The sequence below is a fragment of the Thiomicrorhabdus sp. genome, assembly GCF_041583835.1.
In the GTDB taxonomy this organism is placed as follows: Bacteria; Pseudomonadota; Gammaproteobacteria; order Thiomicrospirales; family Thiomicrospiraceae; genus Thiomicrorhabdus.
Window position 1 is genome coordinate 19083 of the sequence record NZ_JBFHFC010000009.1, and the last position, 21921, is coordinate 41003.

Sequence of the window (21921 nt, forward strand, 5' to 3'; positions counted from 1 at the left end):
GGAATGAAACGGCAATTGACAGTTGAAGTATGGGTAGGGGCATTTGTCTTTATGACGTTAGTTTCCCTAGCCGTCATCGCTTTTCAGGTCAGTAACTTTAGTAGCTGGAAGGAGAAGCCTAGCTATCAGATTTCCGGGTTGTTTAATAATATCGGCGGTTTGAAAGTTCGAGCACCGGTTAAGATCAGTGGCGTCGTAGTCGGCCGAGTCGTGGGGATCAGTGTCGATCAGAAAACCTTCCAGGCAAGAGTGTCGATGAGCGTATTTAAAGAATTTGATGATTTGCCTATCGATACGTCTGGAGCGATTTTGACTTCCGGGTTGCTGGGAGATCAGTATGTCGGTTTGGTTCCCGGTGCCGATGACGAAGTTTTGAAAGATGGCGATCAACTGGATTTGACGCAATCGGCATTAGTATTGGAAGACCTGATTGGTCAGTTTTTGGTTAAGTTTAGTGAGGGGCAGTGATTATGAATCGTATTGAAACAACGTCGTTGCGTGGCGTGTTTTTGCAGTGGGTAGTTGGGATCGCGCTGGCGTTTGGGGTGGCAACGTTTAGTCAGGCTCAGGAAGCGATTTCTCAGGATGACCCAGAAGTGATGATTTCTAAGTTGTCGGAAAGTGTGATTGCTGCATTGAATGAACAGAGAGCCGAATTGGAAGGTAATCCATCGAAAATCAAAGAGTTCGCGAAGCATTACGTTTTACCTTATGTCGATACGCCGAAAATGGCGCGTTATGTGATGGGGCGATATTGGAGAACGACTTCGGATGCGCAAAAGAATGCATTTGTTGAAGAATTTACGACTACGTTGATGCGTTCTTATTCACAAAGTTTGCTTAAACTGCAAATCAATCGCGTGACGGTTAAACCTAAAGTGGTTGAAAAACCCGGGCGTGTAACCGTGGCTTCGGAAGTGGAGCAGGCTGACGGCAATAAGACCGATGTGATTTACCGAGCTTATCAGGATAAGGATAGTAAAAAGTGGTTGATCTACGACGTGACCGTCGAAGGGGTTAGTATGCTTTTGAACTACCGTAAAACGTATGATTCCGAGTTCCAAAAGCTTGGTGTGGATGCGGTGATCGCCGACATGAAAGAAAAGAACAAAGAGTTTAACGGGGTTTCGTTAGATGGCTGAAAAGCAGCAAGAGCAAATGGTTTCATGGCGTGATGCCGAGACGTTGTCTCTGCCGCCCGTGGTAACTGTGGAGACGGCGCCGAAGATTCTTCGTCAGGTAGTACGCGACAAGAAACCGGTATTAGGTGTCGACTTCAGTAATGTGACTCAAGCGGACAGTGTTGCTCTTGCAATGTTGTTGGCTTGGCAGTCTCAAATGGAATCTCCCTTGAAGGTTTTTGCCCTTCCTGATGAATTGAAAACCTTGATTCATCTTTACGATCTAGAAGGTGCATTGCACATATAGTCTATTTTCCGGCTCAATATTTGACTATTGCAGTCGGTTTTTGTGTAATGCGTTCGTTTGAATTTACAGCAATCATTATTTTAGTATTTAAAAAGTAGTATTTAAGGACGTTGGAAGAAAGATGTCATCTGCAGTGCGGTTTGAGCAAGTAACGAAACAATACGGCGAGTTTGAGGCGCTGAAAGGAATCTCTTTCGACATTGAAGAGGGCGCTTTTTTTGGTCTTCTGGGTCCGAACGGGGCAGGCAAATCGACTTTGATTAATGCGATGTCGGGGTTGTTAGTGCCTTCGTCGGGTTCAATTAAGGTGCATGGGCATGATGTAATTCAAGATTATCGTCAAGCCCGCCGCTTATTGGGACTGGTTCCTCAAGAGTTAATTTCAGATCCGTTTTTCAATATTCGTCAATTGTTGGAGTTGCAATCCGGTTATTTCGGGATTAAAGGGCAACAGCAAAAATTGTGGATTGACGAATTGCTTGAGCGTCTTGCCCTGTCCGATAAGGTGGACTCGATTACTAACGAGTTGTCCGGCGGGATGAAAAGACGTGTTTTGATTGCGATGGCATTGGTGCACAAACCTCAGGTTTTAGTGCTGGATGAGCCGACTGCCGGGGTGGATGTCGATCTGAGACATACCTTGTGGGAGTTTGCCAAAGAGTTGCATCAAAAGGGGCATACGATCATTTTGACAACGCACTATCTGGATGAAGCCGAAGCCTTGTGCGAGAAAGTGGCGATCATGCAAAGAGGCGAAGTCAAGGCATTGGACACAACCAGCGAATTGCTCTCTACTCATCCATTCCGTTATGTTCGTGTTGCGGTAGAAGATGGAAGCGGCCCTTTGAGTGAATCGTTGCAGTCACGGCTGGTCGAGTCCGATGCGTCAGGTTACCTGTTTAAGTTGGAGAAAGAGTTGGGCATGTCGGATATGTTGGGAATGATTCATCAAAGCGGCATTGCAGTGAAAGATATTCGGAGTCGCGATGCGTCTTTGGAAGAGGTGTTTATGGCATTAACAGGAGCGGCGCAGGCATGATGGAATTTAATTTTGCCGGTTGTTGGGCGTTGTTTGTTAAAGAGGTTAAGCGTTTTTATTCAGTAGTCGTACAGACGGTTTTTGCTCCGGTGGTTTCGACGTTGCTGTATCTGTTGGTGTTCGGTCAGGTAATCGACACGCAGATTGAAGTGTTCAGCGGTTTGAGTTATAGCCAGTTTTTGATTCCCGGATTGGTGATGATGGCAATATTGCAGAACGCTTTCTCCAATACTTCTTCCAGTTTGATTCAGTCTAAAATGCACGGGAATTTGACTTTTGCGTTGTTGAGTCCTATTTCGCCTTTGGAATTTTACCTTGCCTTTATCGGCGCTTCGGTAATCCGCGGCTTGGCTGTCGGTGTGGGTATTTTATTGATCGGTATACTTGGATTTGATCTTTCCGTCGACTCTCCGGCATGGGTGCTGTTGTTTGCCGTCTTGAGTGCGGCGATGATGGGTGGTTTGGGTATGCTGGCCGGAATTTTGTCCGATAAGTACGATCAATTGGCCGCATTTCAGAACTTTATCATTATGCCGCTGACGTTTTTAAGTGGTGTGTTTTATTCGATCCACGCTTTGCCGGAGATTTGGCAGACGGTTTCTCATTTCAATCCGTTCTTTTATATGGTCGACGGATTTCGTTACGGTTTTTTTGCACAATCTGACGTTGCGGCTTCCTTGAGTTTATGGGTGACGCTGGCTTTCCTGGTTTTAATATCCGCGATAAATCTGATTTTATTGAATAAAGGCGTTAAAATACGCAAATAAATTTTTTGGATAAGTGTATGTCGCCAGATAAGATTAAAGAGCTGATTCAGTCAGCTATTCCAGGTAGTCAAGTTGAAACCTCCGGTGCCGATTGTAATTTTTCAATCATTGTCACCAGTTCTGAATTTGAAGGAAAGTCTCCGATTCAGAGGCACCGGATGGTAAATGATATTTTTAAGACTCAGTTTGAGACAGGCGAGTTGCATGCTCTGTCGATTAAAACCCTTGTGAAGTAATCTTTTAAGTTAAATTGAGTTTTATTGTATAAGTATGGATAAGTTAGTCATAAATGGTCGCGGACACCTGGAAGGGAAAGTTGAAATTTCAGGTTCCAAGAATGCGGCGTTGCCAATTCTAATGGGGTGCTTATTGGCAGAAACCCCGGTTTCTTTGTCAAATGTCCCTCATTTAAAAGATGTGACTACGACTATACAGCTTCTGGCTTCGATGGGAGTTGAAGTCATGTTCGACGAGCGTCTCAATATCGAAATCGATGCTTCTAACGTGACCGTCAAAGAGGCGGAATACGAATTAGTGAAGACTATGAGGGCGTCAATTTTGGTATTGGGTCCTTTATTGGCTCGCTTCGGTGAGGCAAGGGTTTCTCTGCCGGGTGGTTGTGCGATCGGTTCCCGTCCTGTCAATATTCATATTGAAGGGATGCAGAAGATGGGTGCGGATATCAGTGTCGAACAGGGGTATATTGTTGCAAAAGCGGGACGCTTGAAAGGGGCTGATATTACCATGCACCCGGTGACGGTAACAGGAACCGAAAACTTGCTGATGGCGGCGGTTCTCGCAGAAGGTACGACTTACTTACGAAATGCGGCCCGCGAACCAGAAGTAGTGGATCTTGCCGAATTCCTCAATGCAATGGGTGCAAAAATTTCTGGTATCGGTACCGACGTATTGGTCGTTGAGGGTGTTGATAGTCTAAAAGGTGTCCATTACGAGGTGATTCCCGATCGAATCGAAGCGGGGACCTATTTGGCGGCTGCGGCGGTCACTCAGAGTAAAGTGACGGTAACAAAAGCGAATCCCGATCACTTGACGGCGGTTTTGGAAAAGTTTCAAGAGGCCGGAGCGTTAATCGAAGTCGAAGGTGACAGTATTACCCTGGATATGCGCGGCAGAAAACTGAAGCCGGTTAATATTGTGACGGATCCATATCCTTTGTTTCCTACGGATATGCAGGCACAGTTTTTATTGATGAATGTGTTGGCCGAAGGTGAGTCGAGCATTAAAGAAACCATTTTTGAAAATCGTTTCATGCATGTATCCGAACTGATTCGAATGGGGGCGGACATTCGTGTCGAGGGTAATACGGCGTACATCAAAGGCGTGGAAAAATTAACCGGTGCGCCGGTTATGGCAACCGACCTTCGAGCTTCGGCCAGCCTTATTTTGGCGGGCTTGGTGGCTGAAGGCGAGACAGTGGTAAATCGGGTTTACCATATCGATCGAGGGTATGAATTGATCGAAGAAAAATTCCACAAATTAGGTGCACATATTTACCGTTTGACCAATTAAATCGGGGCTGAAATAACGCCGCGAAATACACCGAATTTTAATTTTAAGTTGTTGATGTAGATTATGAAACAAACACTGACTATAGCGCTTTCCAAAGGGCGTATCTATCAGGACACGGTTCCTTTGTTGGAAGCGGCGGGAATAGAGCCTTTGGAGGATCCGAGCAAAAGCCGTAAGTTGATTATCCCGACGAATCACGATAATGTTCGTTTATTGATCGTACGTGCGACCGATGCGCCGACTTACGTTGCACATGGTGCGGCGGATATCGGTGTTGCCGGTAAGGATGTCTTGATGGAGGCACCGGCCGATAATTTATATGAATTATTGGATTTGCAAATTGCTAAGTGTAAGTTGATGGTAGCAGGTCCCGAAGTTGAAAAGCCTCATGGACATCGCTTGAAGATCGCAACCAAATATTTGAAATCTGCGCAGGCTTATTACGCAGAGAAAGGTGAGCAGGTTGACCTGATCAAATTGTATGGATCGATGGAAATCGCACCACTGATTGATTTGGCTGACCGTATTGTGGATTTGGTGGACACCGGAAATACGCTTCGAGCGAATGGATTGGTTCCAATGGAGCATATTGCGGATATCAGTTCGCGCTTGATTGTGAATCAGCATGCCTATAAAACCAAATTCAACCAGATTAATGAAATTGTTAAACAATTCCAAACAGTGATAGAGAGTCAAAATGCTTAATATTCGTCGTTTATCTGCTAACGCAGCAGGCTTTAGAGAAGAATTAGATACCCTTTTAGCATGGGAAACCGTTTCTAATGACTCGGTTAACGATATTGTTAAAGAGGTCGTAAACAAAGTTCGCACGGAAGGTGATGCGGCGCTTTTGGAATACACCGAACGTTTTGACCGTTTGGCATTGAAAAGCGGTGCGGAATTGGAAATTCCGATGGAACGAATCAAAAAAGCGTTGGAAACCATTCCTGCCGATCAGCGTGAAGCATTGGAATTATCTGCCGAGCGTGTAAAAGCGTATCACGAAAATCAAGTTACCGAATCTTGGAGTTATACCGAAGCTGACGGCACAATGTTGGGGCAGCAAGTAACGCCTTTGGATAGCGTCGGATTATATGTTCCGGGCGGGAAAGCAGCCTATCCATCATCGGTTATCATGAATGCGATTCCGGCTAAAGTAGCGGGTGTCGAGACTTTGATCATGGTCGTTCCGACGCCGGACGGTGAAGTGAACGATATGGTATTGGCCGCTGCCGCGATTTGCGGTGTTGACCGAGTTTTCACCTTGGGCGGAGCTCAGGCCGTAGCCGCGTTGGCTTACGGAACGGAAACCGTACCGGCTGTCGATAAAATCGTCGGTCCCGGTAATATCTTTGTCGCTACAGCTAAACGTATGGTGTTTGGTACGGTCGGTATCGACATGATTGCCGGTCCGTCTGAAATTTTAGTTTATTGTGATGGTAAAACCGATCCGGATTGGATTGCGGTTGACCTATTCTCGCAAGCAGAGCACGATGAAGATGCACAATCAATTCTAGTGACTCAAGATGCCGAATTTGCCGAAAAAGTTTATGAAAGCATGAACCGTTTATTGCCAACCATGCCGCGTCAGGAAATTATCCGTAAGGCGTTGGATGACCGTGGTGCGATTATTGTCGTTGACGATGAATCTCAAGCGTTGGAAATGATCAATGTTATCGCTCCTGAACACTTGGAGTTGTCGGTTGAGGATCCACAGGCATTGTTGCCTAAAATCCGTCACGCCGGTGCGATTTTCATGGGCCGTTATACAGCAGAAGCTCTAGGTGATTACTGTGCGGGGCCAAACCACGTTTTACCTACTTCGCGTACGGCTCGTTTCTCTTCGCCTCTTGGTGTTTACGATTTCCAGAAACGTTCAAGTCTGATCATGTGTTCGGAAGAGGGTGCGAATGTTTTAGGTAAAGTTGCTGGTGTATTAGCTGACGGCGAAGGTTTGCAGGCACACGCAGCCTCTGCTCGTTACCGAGTGAAAAACTGAATCCGTTCTTATCTAAAATAAAAAAAACCACCAAGTTTGGTGGTTTTTTTTGGGTTAAAGAAACTGAACGTCGTTTAAATTTTCGAAATAACCGTGAGGACGTAAAGATGCTACGAAATGATTTGGTCGATTATCTACGGGATTATTTACGAATTGCAGACTACAAAGATTATGCCCCGAACGGTTTGCAGGTTGAAGGTAAGTCGGAAATAAATACGATTGTCACGGGTGTTACTGCTTGTCAGTCTTTAATAGACGAAGCGATTCGTCTGGGTGCGGATGCTATTCTGGTTCATCACGGCTATTTCTGGAAAAGCGAACCGGTTGAGATAGTCGGCTTTAAGCAGAAAAGAATTAAATCTCTTCTGCTAAACGATATTAATCTTTTGGGGTATCACTTACCGCTGGATGGGCATCCCCAGCTTGGTAATAATGCCATTTTGGGGAAGCTTTGGCAGTTGCAGGATATTACGCCTGAACCGAGCTTAGTCCGCTTGGGGCGGCTTCCCGAGGCTGTTCCGGTTGAAATGTTTGCAAGTACGGTGTCTGATTCGTTGCAAAGAGCGGTGTTGCATCTTCCCGGAGGTCCGGAGGAGGTGGAAACGGTCGCTTGGTGCAGCGGCGGTGCACAAAACTACATAGATCAAGCGTTGGCGTGGGGCGCGGATGTTTATATCAGTGGGGAAGTTTCCGAGCAGACAACCCATTTAGCCCAAGAGGGTGGGATTCATTATTTTGCGGCGGGTCACCATGCAACCGAACGTCTTGGAATTAAAATGCTTGGTGAGCATTTGGCTGAAAAATTCGGTTTGAAGTGCCATTTTGTGGATATACCAAACCCTGTGTAAAAGTCCTTATAAAATTATGAAATCGGTCATAGATAAAATTTATTTGGTGTTATATAAATAGATAATGATTCAAGTTTTGCTCTCCTTTAGGTAAAATAAGGGGTATTTGCTTGTGAATAATAGGAAGACAAATATGTCGACGAAAGAACATAAGAGTAAAGGTGTTGATATTCAGCGCCGGAAAATCCTAACAGGGGCGACAGGTGTTGTAGGTGCTGCGGGAGCCACTTTTCTGGCCGTTCCGTTTGTCAGCTCTTGGCAGCCAAGTGAAAAAGCAAAAGCGGCAGGTGCGCCGGTGGACGTAGATGTCAGCCAGCTTCAGCCGGGTCAAATGCTTACGGTTTCATGGCGTGGAAAACCAGTATGGGTTGTTAGACGTACGGCAGATATGTTGGGACGCCTTCCAGGACTGGACGCACAATTGCGTGATCCTGCGTCTCAGGAATCCATTCAACCGACTTATTGTCAGAACCCGTCACGTGCCATCAATTCTGAATATTTAGTTGTCGTGGGTATCTGTACCCATTTAGGGTGCGCGCCTTTGTACCGTCCTGCAATCGGTTCTCCTGATGTCGGTGCGGATTGGCAAGGCGGATTCTTCTGTCCATGTCACGGTTCACGTTTTGATTTGGCCGGACGAGTATTTCAGTCTGTTCCGGCTCCGACAAATTTAGAAATCCCGCCGCATCATTATTTATCAGAGCATCTGATTCGAATCGGTGAAGACCCACAAAAAGAAGGAGTTGCCTAATGTCGAATAAACATTCCGCAGATCAGGCTCCAGAACAAAAGAAAGGTTCTTTGTTAGGTTGGTTGGATCGTCGTTATCCGATCGTGAGCACCTGGAACGAGCATGTAGGTGAGTATTACGCGCCTAAGAATTTTAACTTTTGGTATTTTTTCGGTTCTCTAGCGTTATTGGTATTGGTAAACCAGTTTATTACCGGTATCTGGTTAACGATGAGTTACAAGCCGAGCGCGGCCGAAGCGTTTAATTCGATCGAATACATCATGCGTGATGTCGAGTGGGGGTGGCTGATTCGTTATATGCACTCTACAGGCGCGTCCGCATTCTTTATCGTGATTTATCTGCATATGTTGCGCGGGCTGCTTTACGGTTCTTATAAAGAACCTCGAGAGTTAGTCTGGCTGTTGGGTATGTTCCTGTTCCTGGTGTTGATGGCTGAGGCTTTCATGGGGTATCTGTTACCTTGGGGTCAAATGTCTTACTGGGGAGCTCAGGTTATTATCTCCTTGTTTGGCGCCATTCCGGTTGTCGGGCCTGATTTAGCTTTATGGGTTCGTGGTGATTTCGTAATTTCCGATGCGACCTTGAACCGATTCTTTGCTTTGCATGTTATTGCTTTGCCTTTGGTCTTATTGATTCTGGTGTTTATGCATATCGTAGCGTTGCATAAAGTCGGTTCCAATAACCCGGACGGTGTTGAAATCAAGAAGTATAAGAATGAAGCCGGTCTGCCGATCGACGGAATTCCGTTCCACCCTTATTACTCGGTAAAAGATTCTATGGGTGCGGTTTTCTTCATGGTGCTGTTTGCTTTTGTGGTGTTCTACTGGCCTGAAGGTGGCGGATACTTCATTGAACCGCCTAACTTTGAACCGGCAGATCCATTGAAGACACCGGCACATATCGCTCCGGTTTGGTATTTCACGCCTTTCTATGCGATCTTGCGTGCCGTACCGGATAAGTTCCTGGGGGTTGTTGCAATGGGTGGTGCGATCGCCGTGTTGTTTGCAATGCCGTGGCTGGATCGTTGTAAGGTTAAATCGATCCGTTACCGTGGTACTTCTTACAAGGTGTTATTGACTATCTTCGTCGTGAGTTTTGTTGTTCTGGGTTACTTGGGAACTCAGCCGGCAACACCTGAATTAACGAAGGCGGCTCAGATTTTCACTGCGTTGTATTTTGCTTTCTTCTTCCTGCTGCCGTTTACCTCGGTGAATGAGAAGACCAAGCCAGTACCGGAGAGGGTTCAATAATGAAAAAACTTGTATGGATTTTTAGTTTATTCTTGGCACTTCCGGTAGTTGCTCATGCAGCCGGAGGTCCTTCAATTGAATTGGAACCTGCCGAGAACAATCTTCGCGATCAGGACTCCTTAAAGCGCGGTGCGATCTTGTTTTCAAACTATTGCATGGCTTGCCACTCATTGAAGTATATGCGTTATAACCGTATTGCCAGAGATGTGGGCTGGAGTAACGATGAGATCATCGATAAGATGGCCTACAACCTGAATAATGTGGTGGATAATGTTGAAACTCGCATGTTGCCGGGCGTTGCTATGGAAGTCTTGGGCGTAGAACCGCCTGATCTGTCTTTAATGGCACGTTTGCGCGGTACGGATTACATTTATACGTTCCTTCGCGGTTATTACCAGGACGAGCAGGGCAAGTGGGATAACCATGCTTTAGCAGGCACCTCAATGCCTAACGTTCTGGAAGGTATTCAGCGTCATGCATCCTCAGAAGATTATGCGCAGGCTGCTCGTGATATCGCCAACTTTATGGAATACGTCGGTGAGCCGGCTAAGTTGCAACGCACCGACTTGGGTTGGAAAGTAATTGCATTCTTGTTGGTGTTGTTACTATTGACTTACATACTGAAAAAAGAGTACTGGAGAGATATTAAGCATTAAGCTTGTTCACTAGTCCGATAAACCCGCTTTAAGCGGGTTTTTTCGTTTAGAGCAGAGTAAAATGCTTAAAAGGAAGTTTGAGGAAGGATGTAAATGGCGAAACCAAAGAATGCGTATGTATGTACCGATTGCGGTGCTGAACATAGTCAATGGCAGGGGCAGTGTATGGCCTGTAAGGCTTGGAATACGCTAAAAGAAATCAAGTTAAGTAGCGCTAAAAGTAAGGTTGCCAAAGCCGTTTCAGGCTATGCGGGTACGACAGAGAATCAGGTCAAAGCCGTTCATGAAGTTAATTTGGCGGAAGTTCCGAGAATTGCATCCGGTATGTCCGAGCTGGATCGGGTTTTGGGCGGCGGTATCGTTCCGGGTTCTGTCGTGCTTATTGGTGGCGATCCAGGTGTCGGTAAGTCCTCGATCCTGCTGCAGGTCATGTGTGCTCTCAGCTTAGAGCATAAAGTCCTTTATGTGACCGGTGAGGAGTCGTTACAACAGGTCGCGATGCGTGCTAAACGTATGCAGTTGCCGGATGAAAACTTACGTTTACTGACTGAAACCGATGTCGAGTCCATCGCGCATTCGGCGCATGAGGAACAGCCTAAGGTAATGGTGGTCGATTCGATTCAGACCATGCAGCTGGCCGAAATCGGCAGTGCTGCAGGCGGAGTTTCTCAGGTAAGGGAAACGGCGGCCTTTCTGACGCGTTACGCAAAACAGAATAATGTCGCCATCTTTCTAGTCGGCCATGTCACCAAGTCAGGTGAAGTCGCCGGTCCGCGCGTATTGGAACATATTGTCGATACCGTCGTCTTTTTAGAGGGGCAGTCGGATAGCCGCTTTAGAACGTTGCGGGCGATTAAAAACCGTTTTGGTGCCGTAAATGAGTTAGGCGTGTTCGCGATGACGGACAAGGGCATGAAGCAGGTCAAAAATCCTTCCGCCATTTTTCTATCCCGTGGAGAGGAACCGGCTCCCGGTTCGGTGGTAATGGTCGTATGGGAAGGGTCCCGACCGTTGTTGGTTGAAATACAGGCTTTAGTGGATGAGTCGCCATACGGTTCGCCGCGCAGAGTGACCGTGGGAGTGGATCAGAATCGTATTGCCATGTTGTTAGCGGTGATGCATCGTCATGGTGGTATTCAGGCGGGCGATCAAGACGTTTACGTGAATGTGGTCGGCGGCGTTAAAGTCAGTGAGACCTGTGCGGACCTGGCGTTATTGTGCGCCATTCTTTCGAGTATGCAGAATCGGGCGTTGGCCCAGGATTTAATTATATTCGGCGAAGTCGGATTGGCGGGGGAGATTCGGCCGGTTCCAAGCGGACAAGAGCGTATTATCGAAGCCGCTAAGCACGGTTTTAAACGTGCGATCGTGCCGATTGGAAATGTGCCTAAAAACGGGATCCCGGGAATGGAAATCTGCGGAGTTAAAAGTTTGCAGGGCGCCTTGGATATCTTATAAGTCATCTTCTCTAAAAGGTTTGCTGGTTTAAGTTGATTGGTTATTTAACCTGGCTTTCTGTGGCAGACCATTTCTTTATGTTAGGCTATTGACTACTTTTATTGGCCCTATGGGAGAATCAATCATCTAATTTTTTTTGGGTGATAGAATTACTTAAATTCGATTTTTCTTTTGGAGCATATATGAAGCATTTCAAATTGTCGTCTGCGATAGCACTGACTGTTTTAACGCCCGGGTTCGCTTTGGGGTCAGGGTTTGCTTTGATTGAGCAGAGCGCAAGCGGACAAGGTTTGTCTTATGCCGGTGCGGCTGCAAATGTCGAAGATGCCAGTGTTATGTGGTTTAACCCTGCCGGTTTGACAGAGATTAAGGGCCGTCAATTCATTGCGGGTACACATGTGATTATGCCTAAAACCGTGTTTTCAAATAACGGTTCTTATGCTTTTGTAGAGGGTAACTTGATTTCCGGTAACGGCGATAACGGGGCGACCGTTGGTTTGGTTCCGAACTTGTACTGGAGCGATACTGTTGGAGATTATCAGGTCGGGCTGGGGATTAATGTGCCGTTTGGCCAGCACGTCTCTTATGATTCGGATTGGGTCGGGCGTTACCATGCGACCGAAACGGATTTGAAGACCATCAATATCAATCCAAGCATTGCAAGAAAAGTGAATGAGCATTTGTCGCTTGGATTTGGGCTTAATGCCCAATATCTGGACGTGATACTTGAGCAGAAAATGAATCAGTCCGCTTTGGGTGATAGCGACGCCAATGCAAAGGTGACCGGTACGAACTGGGCGTATGGATATAACTTGGGCTTGCTCTATAAGCCTAATGATACGACCCGCTTGGGGCTTTCTTATCGTTCTGCACTGACGCATAAAGTGAAAGGGCGCGTAGATTACAGCAACGTCAATGAAACTGTACCGCTCCCACTTGCCGGTTCACCGACGTTAGCGAATATATTCTATGATGCTTCAGCTTCGGCGACGGTAAACCTGCCGGCCAGTGCGAGTTTTGCAATCGATCATCAAGCCAGTGAACGCCTACATTTACTGGCAAGTACGACTTGGACGGGTTGGAGTGAATATGATGAATTGGTGGTCGAGTTTGATAATGGCGCGCCGGATTCCGAAACGAATCAGAATTTTAAAGACAGTTGGCGCTTTGCATTAGGCGGATATTATCAATTAAACAACCGATGGAAGGTGCGAACCGGTGTGGCGCTTGATAAGACGCCGGTTCCAGATAAATACAGTCGTTCTCCGAGAACGCCCGACAGTGATCGTACCTGGGTGTCATTGGGGGGTAATTACCGTTTTAGTGATCAGGTGTCTGTGGATATGGGATACAGTCATCTGTTCGGCGACAAAGGCGACGTTGAATATTCGACGGGTTCCGCGCCTTTAGGGCCGAATGTTCTTAAAGGATCATACGATACGTCGGTTGATATTTTTAGTGCCCAGGTCGTATGGAAGTACTGATTTAATCGCTGATTCAATCGCGTTATGAAAACGTTATCGGCGGATGTGTGAGTCTTGAGAATCGTTTGGTAGCCGGGAGGTGTCACTTCCCGGGCTTGAAGTTTATTATTTTGATGCGGACTGCAGATGGGTTTGCCATTCTGCAAACAGTTCCGGCGTCGTCGCTGCGAGAGCGGAGCGCTTAATCACTTTAGGAACGACTACGACTTCACCGTCCAAAGTACTGCTTTTCCCGCCGGCTTCTTCGAGAATTAACCAACCGGCGGCATAATCCCAAATGTTTTGTGCGCCATGTAGGTAGATCTGACCGCGCCCGGCCGCTATCCAGCACCAATCCAATGCAACCGAACCGAAACTGCGCTGAGAGGAGTAAGGCGGAAATTGTGCCAAATTAGTCGATAAGGGTGCTTTGAGACGTTTGAAGTCAACGATACCGCTACACTGTTTTAAAGCGGTTTTAGCCGTATCGGCTTTGAGTTTTTGGTCGTTAAGTTCGGCGCCGAATCCTTTACGTGCAGCGAACATTTCGTTTCGACTCGGATCGTAAACCATCCCGGCAACGAGTTCGCCTTGAATGATTAACGCTAATGAAACAGAGTAGAATGGAATGCCGCAGGCGAAATTACTGGTGCCGTCAACCGGATCCAGAATCCAGCAGCCTTGCTCGCTTTCCATGGCTGCTTGCTGTTCCTCCAGTGAAGATTCTTCACCTAAGAAAGCAAATTGCGGCCAGTTCTGCATTAGAAATTCGGCGGTTTTAATTTGCATCTGTGTGTCGGCTTCGGTTAATAAGGAGCCGTCATCTTTGGTCTGTGCCGAGACTTTTTCAAAGCGTGATAATACTTCCTGTTTTGCCAGGTCGATGATGCCTTGTTTAAGTTGATTCCAAGTCGTCGTCTGTTCAAAAGGGTGGGGCATGGTTACGCTCGCTTAGTTTCGGGAAAGATCAATCAACTTAACTTGTTCGATGGCGTTGGAAGAAGTTTCCAATACTTCCAGAACATAGTCGTCGATGCGAATACACGTGCCCACCTCCGGCAAGGATTCAAGTTCTTCCTGAATCAGTCCGTTTAAGGTTTTAGGGCCGTCCGTAGGTAGGGTGAAGTTGTATTGCTTATTCAGGTCTCGTACGAATTCACCGGCGTCAAACGACCAGGAGCCGTCTTCGTTTACAGCAATCATCTCTGGTTGCTTAGACTTGGCATCGGTCGACAGCTTCCCTACAATCTCTTCAAGCAAGTCTTCCATGGTTAATAGACCTTGGATATCTCCGTACTCATCGACGATCAGGGCCATTCTACGTTTGTTAAGGTTGAATTTACCTAGCTGAATATTGAGCGACGTAGTTTCCGGAACAAAATACGCCGGTCTCGTCAGTTTAACCAGGTCCTTAAGGGTAACGTCGTTGCGCATCAAGGTCGGAAGCGCTCTGCGCAAATTCAAGATGCCGATGAGGTCGTCATCGATAGTTCCTCGGTATAGGGGAATACGAGTGTAAGGCGATTTTTGGATCGCTTTCAAGATAGCTTCGATCGGTTGGTCGATGTTGACACCGTAGACTTCCTGTTTCGGGATCATGACGTCTTCTACGGTGACGCTTTCCAGTTGGAGAATGCTCGTCAACATGGAGCGATACTCTCCCGGCAATTGACCGGTCGCGTCATCGATTAAGGTTTGCAGCTCTTCTTGACTTAATTCGTGATGATCGCTTTCTTTAAGCTTAATGCGGAACATTTTCAGGAAGCCGTTAGCGAAGAAGTTGACGAACCAAACGATCGGAGACAACAGCTTTAATAACGGTTCCAGGAAATAAGCAGCCGGATAAGCAATTTTTTCAGGGTAAATAGCCGCAAGGGTTTTCGGTGCGACTTCTGCAAAGATCAAAATGACCAGGGTAAGCAGTCCCGCTGCCAAAGCGATACCGGCTTCACCTAATAGGCGCATGGCGATAATGGTCGCGATAGACGAGGCGAAGATATTGACGAAATTGTTGCCCAGCAGAATCACACCTAAGAGGCGGTCCGGAGATTTGAGTAATCTTTGCGCTTTAATGGCGGATTTGTTTCCGGATTTTGCTTGGTGTTTCAGTCGGTACTTGTTAAGTGCCATCATGCCCGTTTCAGAACTTGAAAACAAAGCGGACAAAATGATGAGTAGCAATAATATGCCAAACAGTATAGGAAGTTCTAGGGAGTTCAATGGGGTTCAATTAGTTATGGATTGGATGAGAATTATAACTATTAATACGCTCATAAAAAAGCGTTAATCGCAAATTTGTCGGGTAAGAGAGTTAAGAAAATTGATTCTAACCCTCTATTTTTAAATGGATTCTCGGATTTATCGAGTCATTTGATATAGGATCAGTTCGGTTCCGATATAACTGAGGATCAGAAAGATATAGGCCCAAATACTGTATTTGGCCGCTTTTTGTCCACGCCATCCTCGTTGGAAATGGCCAATTAAAAACGTACCGTAAACCAGCCAGGCGATGATGGCGAAAAAGGTTTTGTGGATAAGGTGCTGGGCAAACATATCTTCAATGAAGAAGACACCGCTCAATAAAGCGAAACTCAGGAAGACAAAACCGATGATGATCAACTGTATGAGTGTTTTTTCCATCGTCTGTAGAGGTGGCAGGGCATTTAACAGAGTGGACAGTTGTTTTTTACGGAAACGGCGTTCTTGTATGCTGTAGAGAATGGCTTGCGCCGTGGCCAGTCCCATAATGCTGTAAGCCGAAATCGAAATCAATACGTGGCTACCGAGTTGGTAAGGTAGCGGGTGCATTTCATGCAAACCGAATGGTAATAAAGTCGTTAAAGCGGCTAATGGGAAAATAAAGATTCCGAGGGTTTCAGTCTGTTTGTTGATGTTGGTTACAAGCAGAATCGAGCTGCCTAGCCAGGCAATTAATGAAAGACCGTTGCCGAATCCAAATTGAATTTGGGTGCCGTCAATTAGGGTTGCGCTGAGTGCTATGGCATGCAGCAACACGGCCAAAGTGGCAATGCCGAGAATTTTTTTTCTAAGTGGATGCAATGTGTGTGGTTGAATTTTTTGCCAAAGCAGAAAGCTGACGTAGAGATAAAGTAGACTCGCAACCAGTGCGCTGAAGCCGCTTAGAATCATGTAATTGCAACCTTAATAATGAGTTGGTTTGTTTTGAGCCGATTCCGAATCCACATTTGTGGTCTTGCGGAGATTGTATGCTCAACTATTGAACGCAATATTCGTTATAATAGCGGAATTAAAGTTTGAATAGAAGACTGTACCGTTTTCCGGTTGAGGATTCAGTCAGAATCCGCGACGCTTTCGGCGGCTGTCTATGTAGGAGTATCAACAGGCATGTTTGACAATTTATCTGAACGTTTGACGAAAACCTTCAAAGCCATAAAAGGCCAGGGTCGTTTAACTGAAAATAACATTAAGGACGCTTTGCGTGACGTACGCCGTGCATTGTTGGAGGCGGATGTTGCCTTGCCGGTAGTGAAAAGTTTTATTACCAAGGTGCAGGAACGTGCTGTCGGGCAAGAGGTCTCAACCAGTCTGAATCCGGGTCAGGCGTTTATTAAAATCGTTCGAGAGCAGTTGACCGAAATCATGGGTAGCGAAGCGTCGACATTGAATTTCAATGTCGAGCCGCCGGCGGTGATTATGGTGGCCGGTCTGCAAGGGGCGGGTAAAACCACTTCCGTCGCTAAGTTGGCTAAGTGGCTAAAAGAGCGCGAAAAGAAAAAAGTGATGGTGGTGTCCGCGGACGTTTATCGTCCGGCGGCAATCAAACAGTTGGAAACCCTGGCAGAACAGGTGGATGTTATTTTTTATCCTTCTTCTGCGGATCAGGATCCGGTTGATATTGCGAAGAACGCACATCAAGAAGCACGCAAACAATTTGCCGATGTGTTGATTGTCGATACTGCAGGTCGCTTGCATATCGATGACGAAATGATGCAGGAAATTAAGCATCTGCATAGCAATATCAATCCGTGTGAAACATTGTTTGTTGTCGATTCGATGACCGGGCAAGATGCGGCCAATACCGCTAAGGTATTTAATGATGCATTGCCTTTGACCGGTGTCATTCTGACTAAAACCGACGGTGACGCCCGTGGTGGGGCTGCACTTTCGATCCGTGAGATTACCGGCAAGCCCATTAAGTTTATCGGTGCCGGTGAAAAGACCGATGCGTTGGAAACGTTCCATCCGGATCGTATGGCCGGTCGAATTCTGGGGATGGGCGACGTACTGAGTTTGATCGACGAAGCGGAAGCGAAAATCGATAAAAAGAAAGCCGAGAAGTTCGCCCAGAAAATCCAGAAGTCGGGCCAATTTGATTTGGAAGACTTTTTAGAACAGTTGCAGCAGATTCAACGTATGGGCGGTGTCGGTGGTTTGATCGGTAAGTTGCCGGGTATGGGTCAGTTGAAAGGACAGTTGGACAGCGATAAGGCGGAGGGTGAATTCCGTCGTCTTGAAGCGATCATTAACTCGATGACGCGTCATGAGCGCGCCTTTCCTGCGGTCATAAAAGGTTCTAGAAAGCGTCGTATTGCAGTGGGATCGGGAACGTCGGTACAAGACGTTAATAAATTGTTGAAGCAATTTACCCAGATGCAGAAAATGATGAAGAAAGTTTCCAAAGGCGGTATGAAAAACATGATGCGCGGAATGGCGGGTAAATTACCGCCTGGAATGGGCGGCATGGGTGGTTTACCACCGGGAATGCGTTAAGTTCTTAAATATCAATCAAGACGGTAGCAATAGTTTCAATCATTGCTACCGTTTCTATGTACCTAAAAAATTAGTTATTTCTTGGATAACTGTTTGAAAAAGCAGTTTTTTGTCTGTATAATTCCGCTTTTCGCCCGTTTGTGGGTGGATTTTTAAACAAGAAGAATTTGTTGGAGAGACTCCTCTTCATCGCCTGATTTAAATATTGGAGAAAAAAATGGTTGTTATCCGTTTAGCCCGTGGTGGTTCTAAAAAGCGTCCTTTTTACAAAGTAGTAGTAGCTGATCAGCGCAATACGCCGACTGGTCGTTTCATTGAACAGGTTGGTTTCTATAACCCAATCGCACGCGGCAATGAAGAAAAAGTCCGTTTGGATCAGGCGCGTATCGATTTCTGGATTTCTCAAGGTGCTCAAGTTAGCCCACGTGTAAAAAGTGTTATCAAAAGCGCTTAATTGCCAATAGATCGAGCCGATAATTTATGTCTGACGGTAGTCAAGCTGACGAGAAAGTAATTGTTGGCCAAATCAGTGGTATTTTTGGCGTTCAGGGTTGGGTGAAGATTTTTTCCCACACCGACCCGAGAGCCAATATCCTGTCTTACTCGCCATGGTGGCTTCGCTGTAAAGGCGAGTGGAAGCAGGTTAAAGTTTTAGACAGTAAAGTGCAGCAGGGCGGAAAAGCTTTGGTCGCTTTACTGGAAAATGTTCCGGATCGCGATGTCGCCCGAGAGTATATGGGGTGTGAAATCGCAATCGAACGTTCTCAATTGGTTAATCCAAGTGAGGAGATGTACTGGATCGACCTGATCGGATGCGAAGTCTTTACCGAATCGGGTTTACTTTTAGGCAAGGTTAGCGACTTGGTGGAAACCGGTGCGCACGATGTGCTACGAGTTGAAGGTCCGCATAATGAATTGATTCCGTTTGTTATGGATGAGTTCATTCGTTCGGTGGACATTGAAAACAAAAAGATTGTTGTTGACTGGGAAGTGGAAGCGGAACAGTGAGATTTGATGTGATTACCTTATTCCCGGAAATGTTTAGTGCATTGACGGAATCGGGGGTGAGTCGTCGAGCACTGCAATCTGAATTGTATGATTTAAAAACCTGGAATCCACGTCAGTTTACGACTGATAAACATAAGACTGTGGATGATCGCCCTTACGGCGGTGGCCCAGGGATGGTGATGATGTATCAGCCACTTAAAGATACCATCAGCGCCATTAAGGCGGAGAGTGCGGTTAAGACTCATGTGGTGTATTTGTCGCCCCAAGGTCAACCGTTAACTCAAGAAAAAGTTGCCGAGTTGGTTCAATTTGATCAGATCACTTTATTATGTGGTCGTTATGAAGGGATCGACGAACGATTGCTGGTTTCCGAAGTGGACGAGGAAATCAGTATTGGCGATTTTGTGGTGAGCGGCGGAGAGTTGCCGGCGATGATGTTGATGGATGCCATCATTCGTTTAATTCCCGGTGCACTCGGCCATAACCAATCCGCCGAACAGGATTCGTTTTCCGACGGTCTACTGGATTGTCCGCATTACACTCGCCCTGAAGTGGTGGATGGAATGGCGGTTCCCAGTGTGTTGTTGGAAGGCAATCACGCTAAAATCGATGCCTGGAGACAGGAACAAAAGTTGGATCGTACGCAGAAGCGGCGGCCTGACTTGTTAAACAATTAGGGTTCAACCTCTGGCTAGCTGGCCTAGCGAATGTTGGATGAATGCAAGAGAAAATGGGCTAAGGTCGCATTTTCGGGTTTGGTTTAAAGAGAAAGGCCAAACAAAAAATCGGAGAGCTTAAAGATGAGCGATATCATCAAGCGTATTGAAGCGGAACAAATGACTAAGGAAATCCCTACATTTGCTCCTGGTGACACAGTGATTGTTAAAGTTAAAGTTATTGAAGGTAAAAACGAACGTCTTCAGGCTTATGAAGGTGTTGTAATCGCGAAGAAAAACCGCGGTATCAACTCTAACTTCATCGTGCGTAAGATCTCACACGGTGTTGGTGTTGAGCGTACTTTCCAAACTTACAGCCCGTTAGTTGATAGCATTGAAGTTAAGCGTCGTGGTGCTGTTCGTCGTGCCAAGCTTTACTATCTACGAGACCTATCTGGTAAAGCAGCTCGTATCAAAGAAAAAGTTTAATTCTTTTTCAATTGCGACTGAGATTAAAAACGCCCTTTATTGGGCGTTTTTTGTTTCTGGATGAAGCGATTATATTTTTCGTGCTGGTATACTCTTATCTATGCGTACTAAAGAATTTTCATTTGAATTGCTTACCGTCTTTAAAGACTTTTTAAACTTCCTTACCCTTTCCGAAGGGTTGAGTCCTAATACGATTGCAGCTTATAAAAAAGATTTGCAAATTTATCAGGCTTGGTGGAAAGAGAGTCATGAAGATTTGTCGGTGGTTGACGCCACAAAGGTGCAGGTCGAGGCTTTTTTGTTGCATCTGCAGGCTCAAGGACGTAAAGAAAAAAGTAATGCTCGCCTATTGTCGACGTTAAAGCGTTTTTATCAATGGGGAGTGGTTTACGGCCACTTTCAGGCCGATCCGACCGCGTTATTGAAGTCACCGAAGATTCCGAGAAGTATTCCGAGCGTCATGAACGAGAACCAGGTTGAAGACCTGTTGAATCGGCCGGATACGACAACCCCTTTAGGCTTGCGCGACCGTGCAATTTTGGAATTGATGTATGCATCTGGCTTACGGGTTTCCGAAGTGGTCGAGTTGCCTTTTGAGCAGTTGAATTTGTCGGCTGGATTGGTTCAAGTCACGGGTAAGGGGAGTAAAGAGCGGATTGTTCCGATTGGCGAAGTGGCGATTGAGTGGATCGAGCGTTATTTACAGTCCGCCCGCCCGCAATTAGTGAAGCAGAAGTGGGTCAATACTTTGTTTGTATCGCGTATCGGCCGTCCGATGACACGACAGACGTTATGGCATAGGGTAAAGAATCTTGCGTTTGATGCCGGTATTCAGGGAAAGCTTTCTCCGCATAGTCTGCGCCATGCCTTTGCGACGCATCTGATCAATCACGGAGCCGATCTGAGGACGGTTCAATTGTTATTGGGGCATAGCGACCTGTCAACAACACAAATCTATACCCACGTCGCTAAAGAGCGCCTGCACCGAATACATCAACAGCACCATCCACGCGGTTAGTCCATATTGTCAATTGGTCTGAGTGTGTTATAGTGCGTCAACCTAATTAAGTCAGATATGAGAATTGTATAAATGAATTTGTTAAAAAGTATGGCGATGCTGTTAAGCATCTCTTTAATGGCGGATACGGCTTTCGCTGATGATAAACAGGTCATCCAGGACCAGTTGAAGAAGATTGTTCCTAATGCACCGGAGGCGAATATTAAACAGAGTGTCGTGCCGGGTTTGTATGAAGTGTCTGTCGGGCCTATGGTCATCTATATGACGGCTGATGGTAAATATGCCTTTAACGGTAGCTTGATCAATCTTGAAACACGCGAAAATTTGACGGATCAAGCAAAATCGGCCGCTAGAAAACTGGCGGTGGAAAAAATCCCTACGGATTCAATGATTGTGTATCCGGCCAAAGGCGATCAGAAGCATTTCGTGACCGTATTTACCGATATTGATTGCCCGTATTGTCATAAACTGCACAAAGAAGTCGCTGCTTTGAATGAAGCGGGGATTACGGTGCGTTACTTGGCTTATCCACGTTCCGGCTTCGGTTCTCCTTCATACTATAAAGCGGTATCCGTTTGGTGTTCCGAAAATCCTGCGAAAGCGATGGATGAGGCAATGCAAGGAAAGCCTGTGGCAAATGCAACCTGTAAAAATCCGATTGCCGATCACCTTCAGAAAGCACAATATTTTGGTGTAAATGGTACGCCTAATATTATTTTAGATGATGGCAGTTTGATTCCGGGTTATGTGCCGGCCAAGGAATTGATTCAGATTCTATCGCGTTAATAATCCGGTTCGGGTTGTTCTGC

At 46.2% G+C, this 21921-nt stretch carries 25 protein-coding genes; 22 read left to right on the forward strand and 3 right to left on the reverse strand.

The genetic code is table 11. From position 1 onward, the window contains the following. Window positions 1-3 precede the first annotated feature (3 nt). The 15 genes from mlaD to ABY044_RS06575 all read left to right on the forward strand — a co-directional run bounded on the left by mlaD (window position 4) and on the right by ABY044_RS06575 (window position 13210). Window positions 4-468, forward strand: a complete 465-nt coding sequence (gene mlaD / locus ABY044_RS06505; protein WP_373019388.1) for an outer membrane lipid asymmetry maintenance protein MlaD — start codon at window positions 4-6, stop codon at window positions 466-468. A 2-nt stretch (window positions 469-470) separates the two neighbouring features. After that, entirely contained in the window at window positions 471-1142 is a 672-nt protein-coding gene (locus tag ABY044_RS06510; RefSeq protein ID WP_373019390.1) for a phospholipid-binding protein MlaC, read from the forward strand. Further along, window positions 1135-1428 (forward strand): lipid asymmetry maintenance protein MlaB, encoded by a 294-nt coding sequence (locus tag ABY044_RS06515; protein ID WP_373019392.1) that lies wholly within the window; start codon window positions 1135-1137, stop codon window positions 1426-1428. Before ABY044_RS06510 ends, ABY044_RS06515 begins: the two co-directional genes overlap by 8 nt. A gap of 121 nt (window positions 1429-1549) precedes the next feature. After that, a complete protein-coding gene (locus ABY044_RS06520) occupies window positions 1550-2467 on the forward strand; it encodes an ABC transporter ATP-binding protein (RefSeq protein WP_373019394.1) in 918 nt (305 codons plus the stop codon). Further along, window positions 2464-3234 (forward strand): ABC transporter permease, encoded by a 771-nt coding sequence (locus tag ABY044_RS06525; protein ID WP_373019396.1) that lies wholly within the window; start codon window positions 2464-2466, stop codon window positions 3232-3234. Before ABY044_RS06520 ends, ABY044_RS06525 begins: the two co-directional genes overlap by 4 nt. A gap of 17 nt (window positions 3235-3251) precedes the next feature. Beyond that, on the forward strand, window positions 3252-3470 hold the full coding sequence (locus tag ABY044_RS06530) for a BolA family protein (RefSeq protein WP_373019398.1): 219 nt from the start codon (window positions 3252-3254) through the stop codon (window positions 3468-3470). 34 nt (window positions 3471-3504) lie between these two features. Further along, complete coding sequence (gene murA / locus ABY044_RS06535; RefSeq protein ID WP_373019400.1) at window positions 3505-4764, forward strand: UDP-N-acetylglucosamine 1-carboxyvinyltransferase; 1260 nt, start codon at window positions 3505-3507, stop codon at window positions 4762-4764. A gap of 63 nt (window positions 4765-4827) precedes the next feature. After that, on the forward strand, window positions 4828-5469 hold the full coding sequence (gene hisG / locus ABY044_RS06540) for an ATP phosphoribosyltransferase (RefSeq protein ID WP_373019402.1): 642 nt from the start codon (window positions 4828-4830) through the stop codon (window positions 5467-5469). Then, window positions 5462-6763, forward strand: a complete 1302-nt coding sequence (gene hisD, locus ABY044_RS06545; protein ID WP_373019404.1) for a histidinol dehydrogenase — start codon at window positions 5462-5464, stop codon at window positions 6761-6763. Before hisG ends, hisD begins: the two co-directional genes overlap by 8 nt. A gap of 107 nt (window positions 6764-6870) precedes the next feature. After that, window positions 6871-7611, forward strand: coding sequence for a Nif3-like dinuclear metal center hexameric protein (locus ABY044_RS06550; RefSeq protein WP_373019406.1), 741 nt, complete (start codon window positions 6871-6873; stop codon window positions 7609-7611). Window positions 7612-7744: 133 nt separating this feature from the next. Next, the gene (gene petA, locus ABY044_RS06555; protein WP_373019408.1) at window positions 7745-8362 is read left to right on the forward strand and encodes a ubiquinol-cytochrome c reductase iron-sulfur subunit; all 618 of its coding nucleotides are present in this window, start codon (window positions 7745-7747) and stop codon (window positions 8360-8362) included. Continuing rightward, window positions 8362-9612, forward strand: coding sequence for a cytochrome bc complex cytochrome b subunit (locus ABY044_RS06560; protein ID WP_373019410.1), 1251 nt, complete (start codon window positions 8362-8364; stop codon window positions 9610-9612). Before petA ends, ABY044_RS06560 begins: the two co-directional genes overlap by 1 nt. Beyond that, entirely contained in the window at window positions 9612-10268 is a 657-nt protein-coding gene (locus ABY044_RS06565) for a cytochrome c1 (RefSeq protein WP_373019412.1), read from the forward strand. Before ABY044_RS06560 ends, ABY044_RS06565 begins: the two co-directional genes overlap by 1 nt. A 93-nt stretch (window positions 10269-10361) precedes the next feature. After that, window positions 10362-11726: a DNA repair protein RadA gene (gene radA, locus ABY044_RS06570; RefSeq protein ID WP_373019414.1), complete on the forward strand. Its 1365-nt coding sequence runs from the start codon at window positions 10362-10364 to the stop codon at window positions 11724-11726. A gap of 182 nt (window positions 11727-11908) precedes the next feature. Beyond that, entirely contained in the window at window positions 11909-13210 is a 1302-nt protein-coding gene (locus ABY044_RS06575) for an OmpP1/FadL family transporter (RefSeq protein ID WP_373019416.1), read from the forward strand. Between the two features lie 105 nt (window positions 13211-13315). Here ABY044_RS06575 and ABY044_RS06580 read toward each other — a convergent pair whose 3' ends face one another. The 3 genes from ABY044_RS06580 to ABY044_RS06590 all read right to left on the reverse strand — a co-directional run bounded on the left by ABY044_RS06580 (window position 13316) and on the right by ABY044_RS06590 (window position 16339). Further along, window positions 13316-14128: an inositol monophosphatase gene (locus tag ABY044_RS06580; RefSeq protein WP_373019418.1), complete on the reverse strand. Its 813-nt coding sequence runs from the start codon at window positions 14126-14128 to the stop codon at window positions 13316-13318. A 12-nt stretch (window positions 14129-14140) separates the two neighbouring features. Then, complete coding sequence (locus ABY044_RS06585; RefSeq protein WP_373019420.1) at window positions 14141-15370, reverse strand: HlyC/CorC family transporter; 1230 nt, start codon at window positions 15368-15370, stop codon at window positions 14141-14143. Window positions 15371-15547: 177 nt separating this feature from the next. Beyond that, on the reverse strand, window positions 15548-16339 hold the full coding sequence (locus ABY044_RS06590; protein ID WP_373019422.1) for an inner membrane protein YpjD: 792 nt from the start codon (window positions 16337-16339) through the stop codon (window positions 15548-15550). Window positions 16340-16555: 216 nt separating this feature from the next. On the opposite strand from ABY044_RS06590, the gene ffh reads away from it, so the two are divergent. The 7 genes from ffh to ABY044_RS06625 all read left to right on the forward strand — a co-directional run bounded on the left by ffh (window position 16556) and on the right by ABY044_RS06625 (window position 21898). Further along, window positions 16556-17941, forward strand: a complete 1386-nt coding sequence (gene ffh / locus ABY044_RS06595; protein WP_373019424.1) for a signal recognition particle protein — start codon at window positions 16556-16558, stop codon at window positions 17939-17941. 217 nt (window positions 17942-18158) lie between these two features. Beyond that, complete coding sequence (rpsP, locus tag ABY044_RS06600; RefSeq protein ID WP_373019426.1) at window positions 18159-18395, forward strand: 30S ribosomal protein S16; 237 nt, start codon at window positions 18159-18161, stop codon at window positions 18393-18395. Between the two features lie 26 nt (window positions 18396-18421). After that, window positions 18422-18949, forward strand: coding sequence for a ribosome maturation factor RimM (gene rimM, locus ABY044_RS06605; RefSeq protein ID WP_373019428.1), 528 nt, complete (start codon window positions 18422-18424; stop codon window positions 18947-18949). Beyond that, window positions 18946-19626 carry a tRNA (guanosine(37)-N1)-methyltransferase TrmD gene (gene trmD / locus ABY044_RS06610; protein WP_373019430.1) on the forward strand — a complete coding sequence of 227 codons (681 nt, stop codon included), beginning with the start codon at window positions 18946-18948 and terminating at the stop codon, window positions 19624-19626. Before rimM ends, trmD begins: the two co-directional genes overlap by 4 nt. A gap of 123 nt (window positions 19627-19749) precedes the next feature. Beyond that, entirely contained in the window at window positions 19750-20094 is a 345-nt protein-coding gene (gene rplS, locus ABY044_RS06615) for a 50S ribosomal protein L19 (protein WP_373019432.1), read from the forward strand. A gap of 100 nt (window positions 20095-20194) precedes the next feature. Further along, a complete protein-coding gene (xerD, locus tag ABY044_RS06620) occupies window positions 20195-21112 on the forward strand; it encodes a site-specific tyrosine recombinase XerD (RefSeq protein WP_373019434.1) in 918 nt (305 codons plus the stop codon). A 72-nt stretch (window positions 21113-21184) separates the two neighbouring features. Beyond that, window positions 21185-21898 (forward strand): DsbC family protein, encoded by a 714-nt coding sequence (locus tag ABY044_RS06625; RefSeq protein ID WP_373019436.1) that lies wholly within the window; start codon window positions 21185-21187, stop codon window positions 21896-21898. Window positions 21899-21921 lie beyond the last annotated feature (23 nt).

Bases quoted from the DNA above. Each gene is read 5' to 3' on its own strand.
- mlaD (WP_373019388.1), top strand. From the start codon at position 4: ATGAAACGGCAATTGACAGTTGAAGTATGGGTAGGGGCATTTGTCTTT.
- hisG (WP_373019402.1), top strand. From the start codon at position 4,828: ATGAAACAAACACTGACTATAGCGCTTTCCAAAGGGCGTATCTATCAG.
- ABY044_RS06625 (WP_373019436.1), top strand. From the start codon at position 21,185: ATGAATTTGTTAAAAAGTATGGCGATGCTGTTAAGCATCTCTTTAATG.
- ABY044_RS06510 (WP_373019390.1), top strand. From the start codon at position 471: ATGAATCGTATTGAAACAACGTCGTTGCGTGGCGTGTTTTTGCAGTGG.
- ABY044_RS06520 (WP_373019394.1), top strand. From the start codon at position 1,550: ATGTCATCTGCAGTGCGGTTTGAGCAAGTAACGAAACAATACGGCGAG.
- petA (WP_373019408.1), top strand. From the start codon at position 7,745: ATGTCGACGAAAGAACATAAGAGTAAAGGTGTTGATATTCAGCGCCGG.
- ABY044_RS06580 (WP_373019418.1), bottom strand. From the start codon at position 14,128: ATGCCCCACCCTTTTGAACAGACGACGACTTGGAATCAACTTAAACAA.
- ABY044_RS06515 (WP_373019392.1), top strand. From the start codon at position 1,135: ATGGCTGAAAAGCAGCAAGAGCAAATGGTTTCATGGCGTGATGCCGAG.
- ABY044_RS06530 (WP_373019398.1), top strand. From the start codon at position 3,252: ATGTCGCCAGATAAGATTAAAGAGCTGATTCAGTCAGCTATTCCAGGT.
- ABY044_RS06560 (WP_373019410.1), top strand. From the start codon at position 8,362: ATGTCGAATAAACATTCCGCAGATCAGGCTCCAGAACAAAAGAAAGGT.
- xerD (WP_373019434.1), top strand. From the start codon at position 20,195: ATGCGTACTAAAGAATTTTCATTTGAATTGCTTACCGTCTTTAAAGAC.
- rplS (WP_373019432.1), top strand. From the start codon at position 19,750: ATGAGCGATATCATCAAGCGTATTGAAGCGGAACAAATGACTAAGGAA.
- ABY044_RS06550 (WP_373019406.1), top strand. From the start codon at position 6,871: ATGCTACGAAATGATTTGGTCGATTATCTACGGGATTATTTACGAATT.
- ffh (WP_373019424.1), top strand. From the start codon at position 16,556: ATGTTTGACAATTTATCTGAACGTTTGACGAAAACCTTCAAAGCCATA.
- ABY044_RS06565 (WP_373019412.1), top strand. From the start codon at position 9,612: ATGAAAAAACTTGTATGGATTTTTAGTTTATTCTTGGCACTTCCGGTA.
- hisD (WP_373019404.1), top strand. From the start codon at position 5,462: ATGCTTAATATTCGTCGTTTATCTGCTAACGCAGCAGGCTTTAGAGAA.
- rpsP (WP_373019426.1), top strand. From the start codon at position 18,159: ATGGTTGTTATCCGTTTAGCCCGTGGTGGTTCTAAAAAGCGTCCTTTT.
- ABY044_RS06575 (WP_373019416.1), top strand. From the start codon at position 11,909: ATGAAGCATTTCAAATTGTCGTCTGCGATAGCACTGACTGTTTTAACG.
- ABY044_RS06525 (WP_373019396.1), top strand. From the start codon at position 2,464: ATGATGGAATTTAATTTTGCCGGTTGTTGGGCGTTGTTTGTTAAAGAG.
- ABY044_RS06590 (WP_373019422.1), bottom strand. From the start codon at position 16,339: ATGATTCTAAGCGGCTTCAGCGCACTGGTTGCGAGTCTACTTTATCTC.
- radA (WP_373019414.1), top strand. From the start codon at position 10,362: ATGGCGAAACCAAAGAATGCGTATGTATGTACCGATTGCGGTGCTGAA.
- rimM (WP_373019428.1), top strand. From the start codon at position 18,422: ATGTCTGACGGTAGTCAAGCTGACGAGAAAGTAATTGTTGGCCAAATC.
- murA (WP_373019400.1), top strand. From the start codon at position 3,505: ATGGATAAGTTAGTCATAAATGGTCGCGGACACCTGGAAGGGAAAGTT.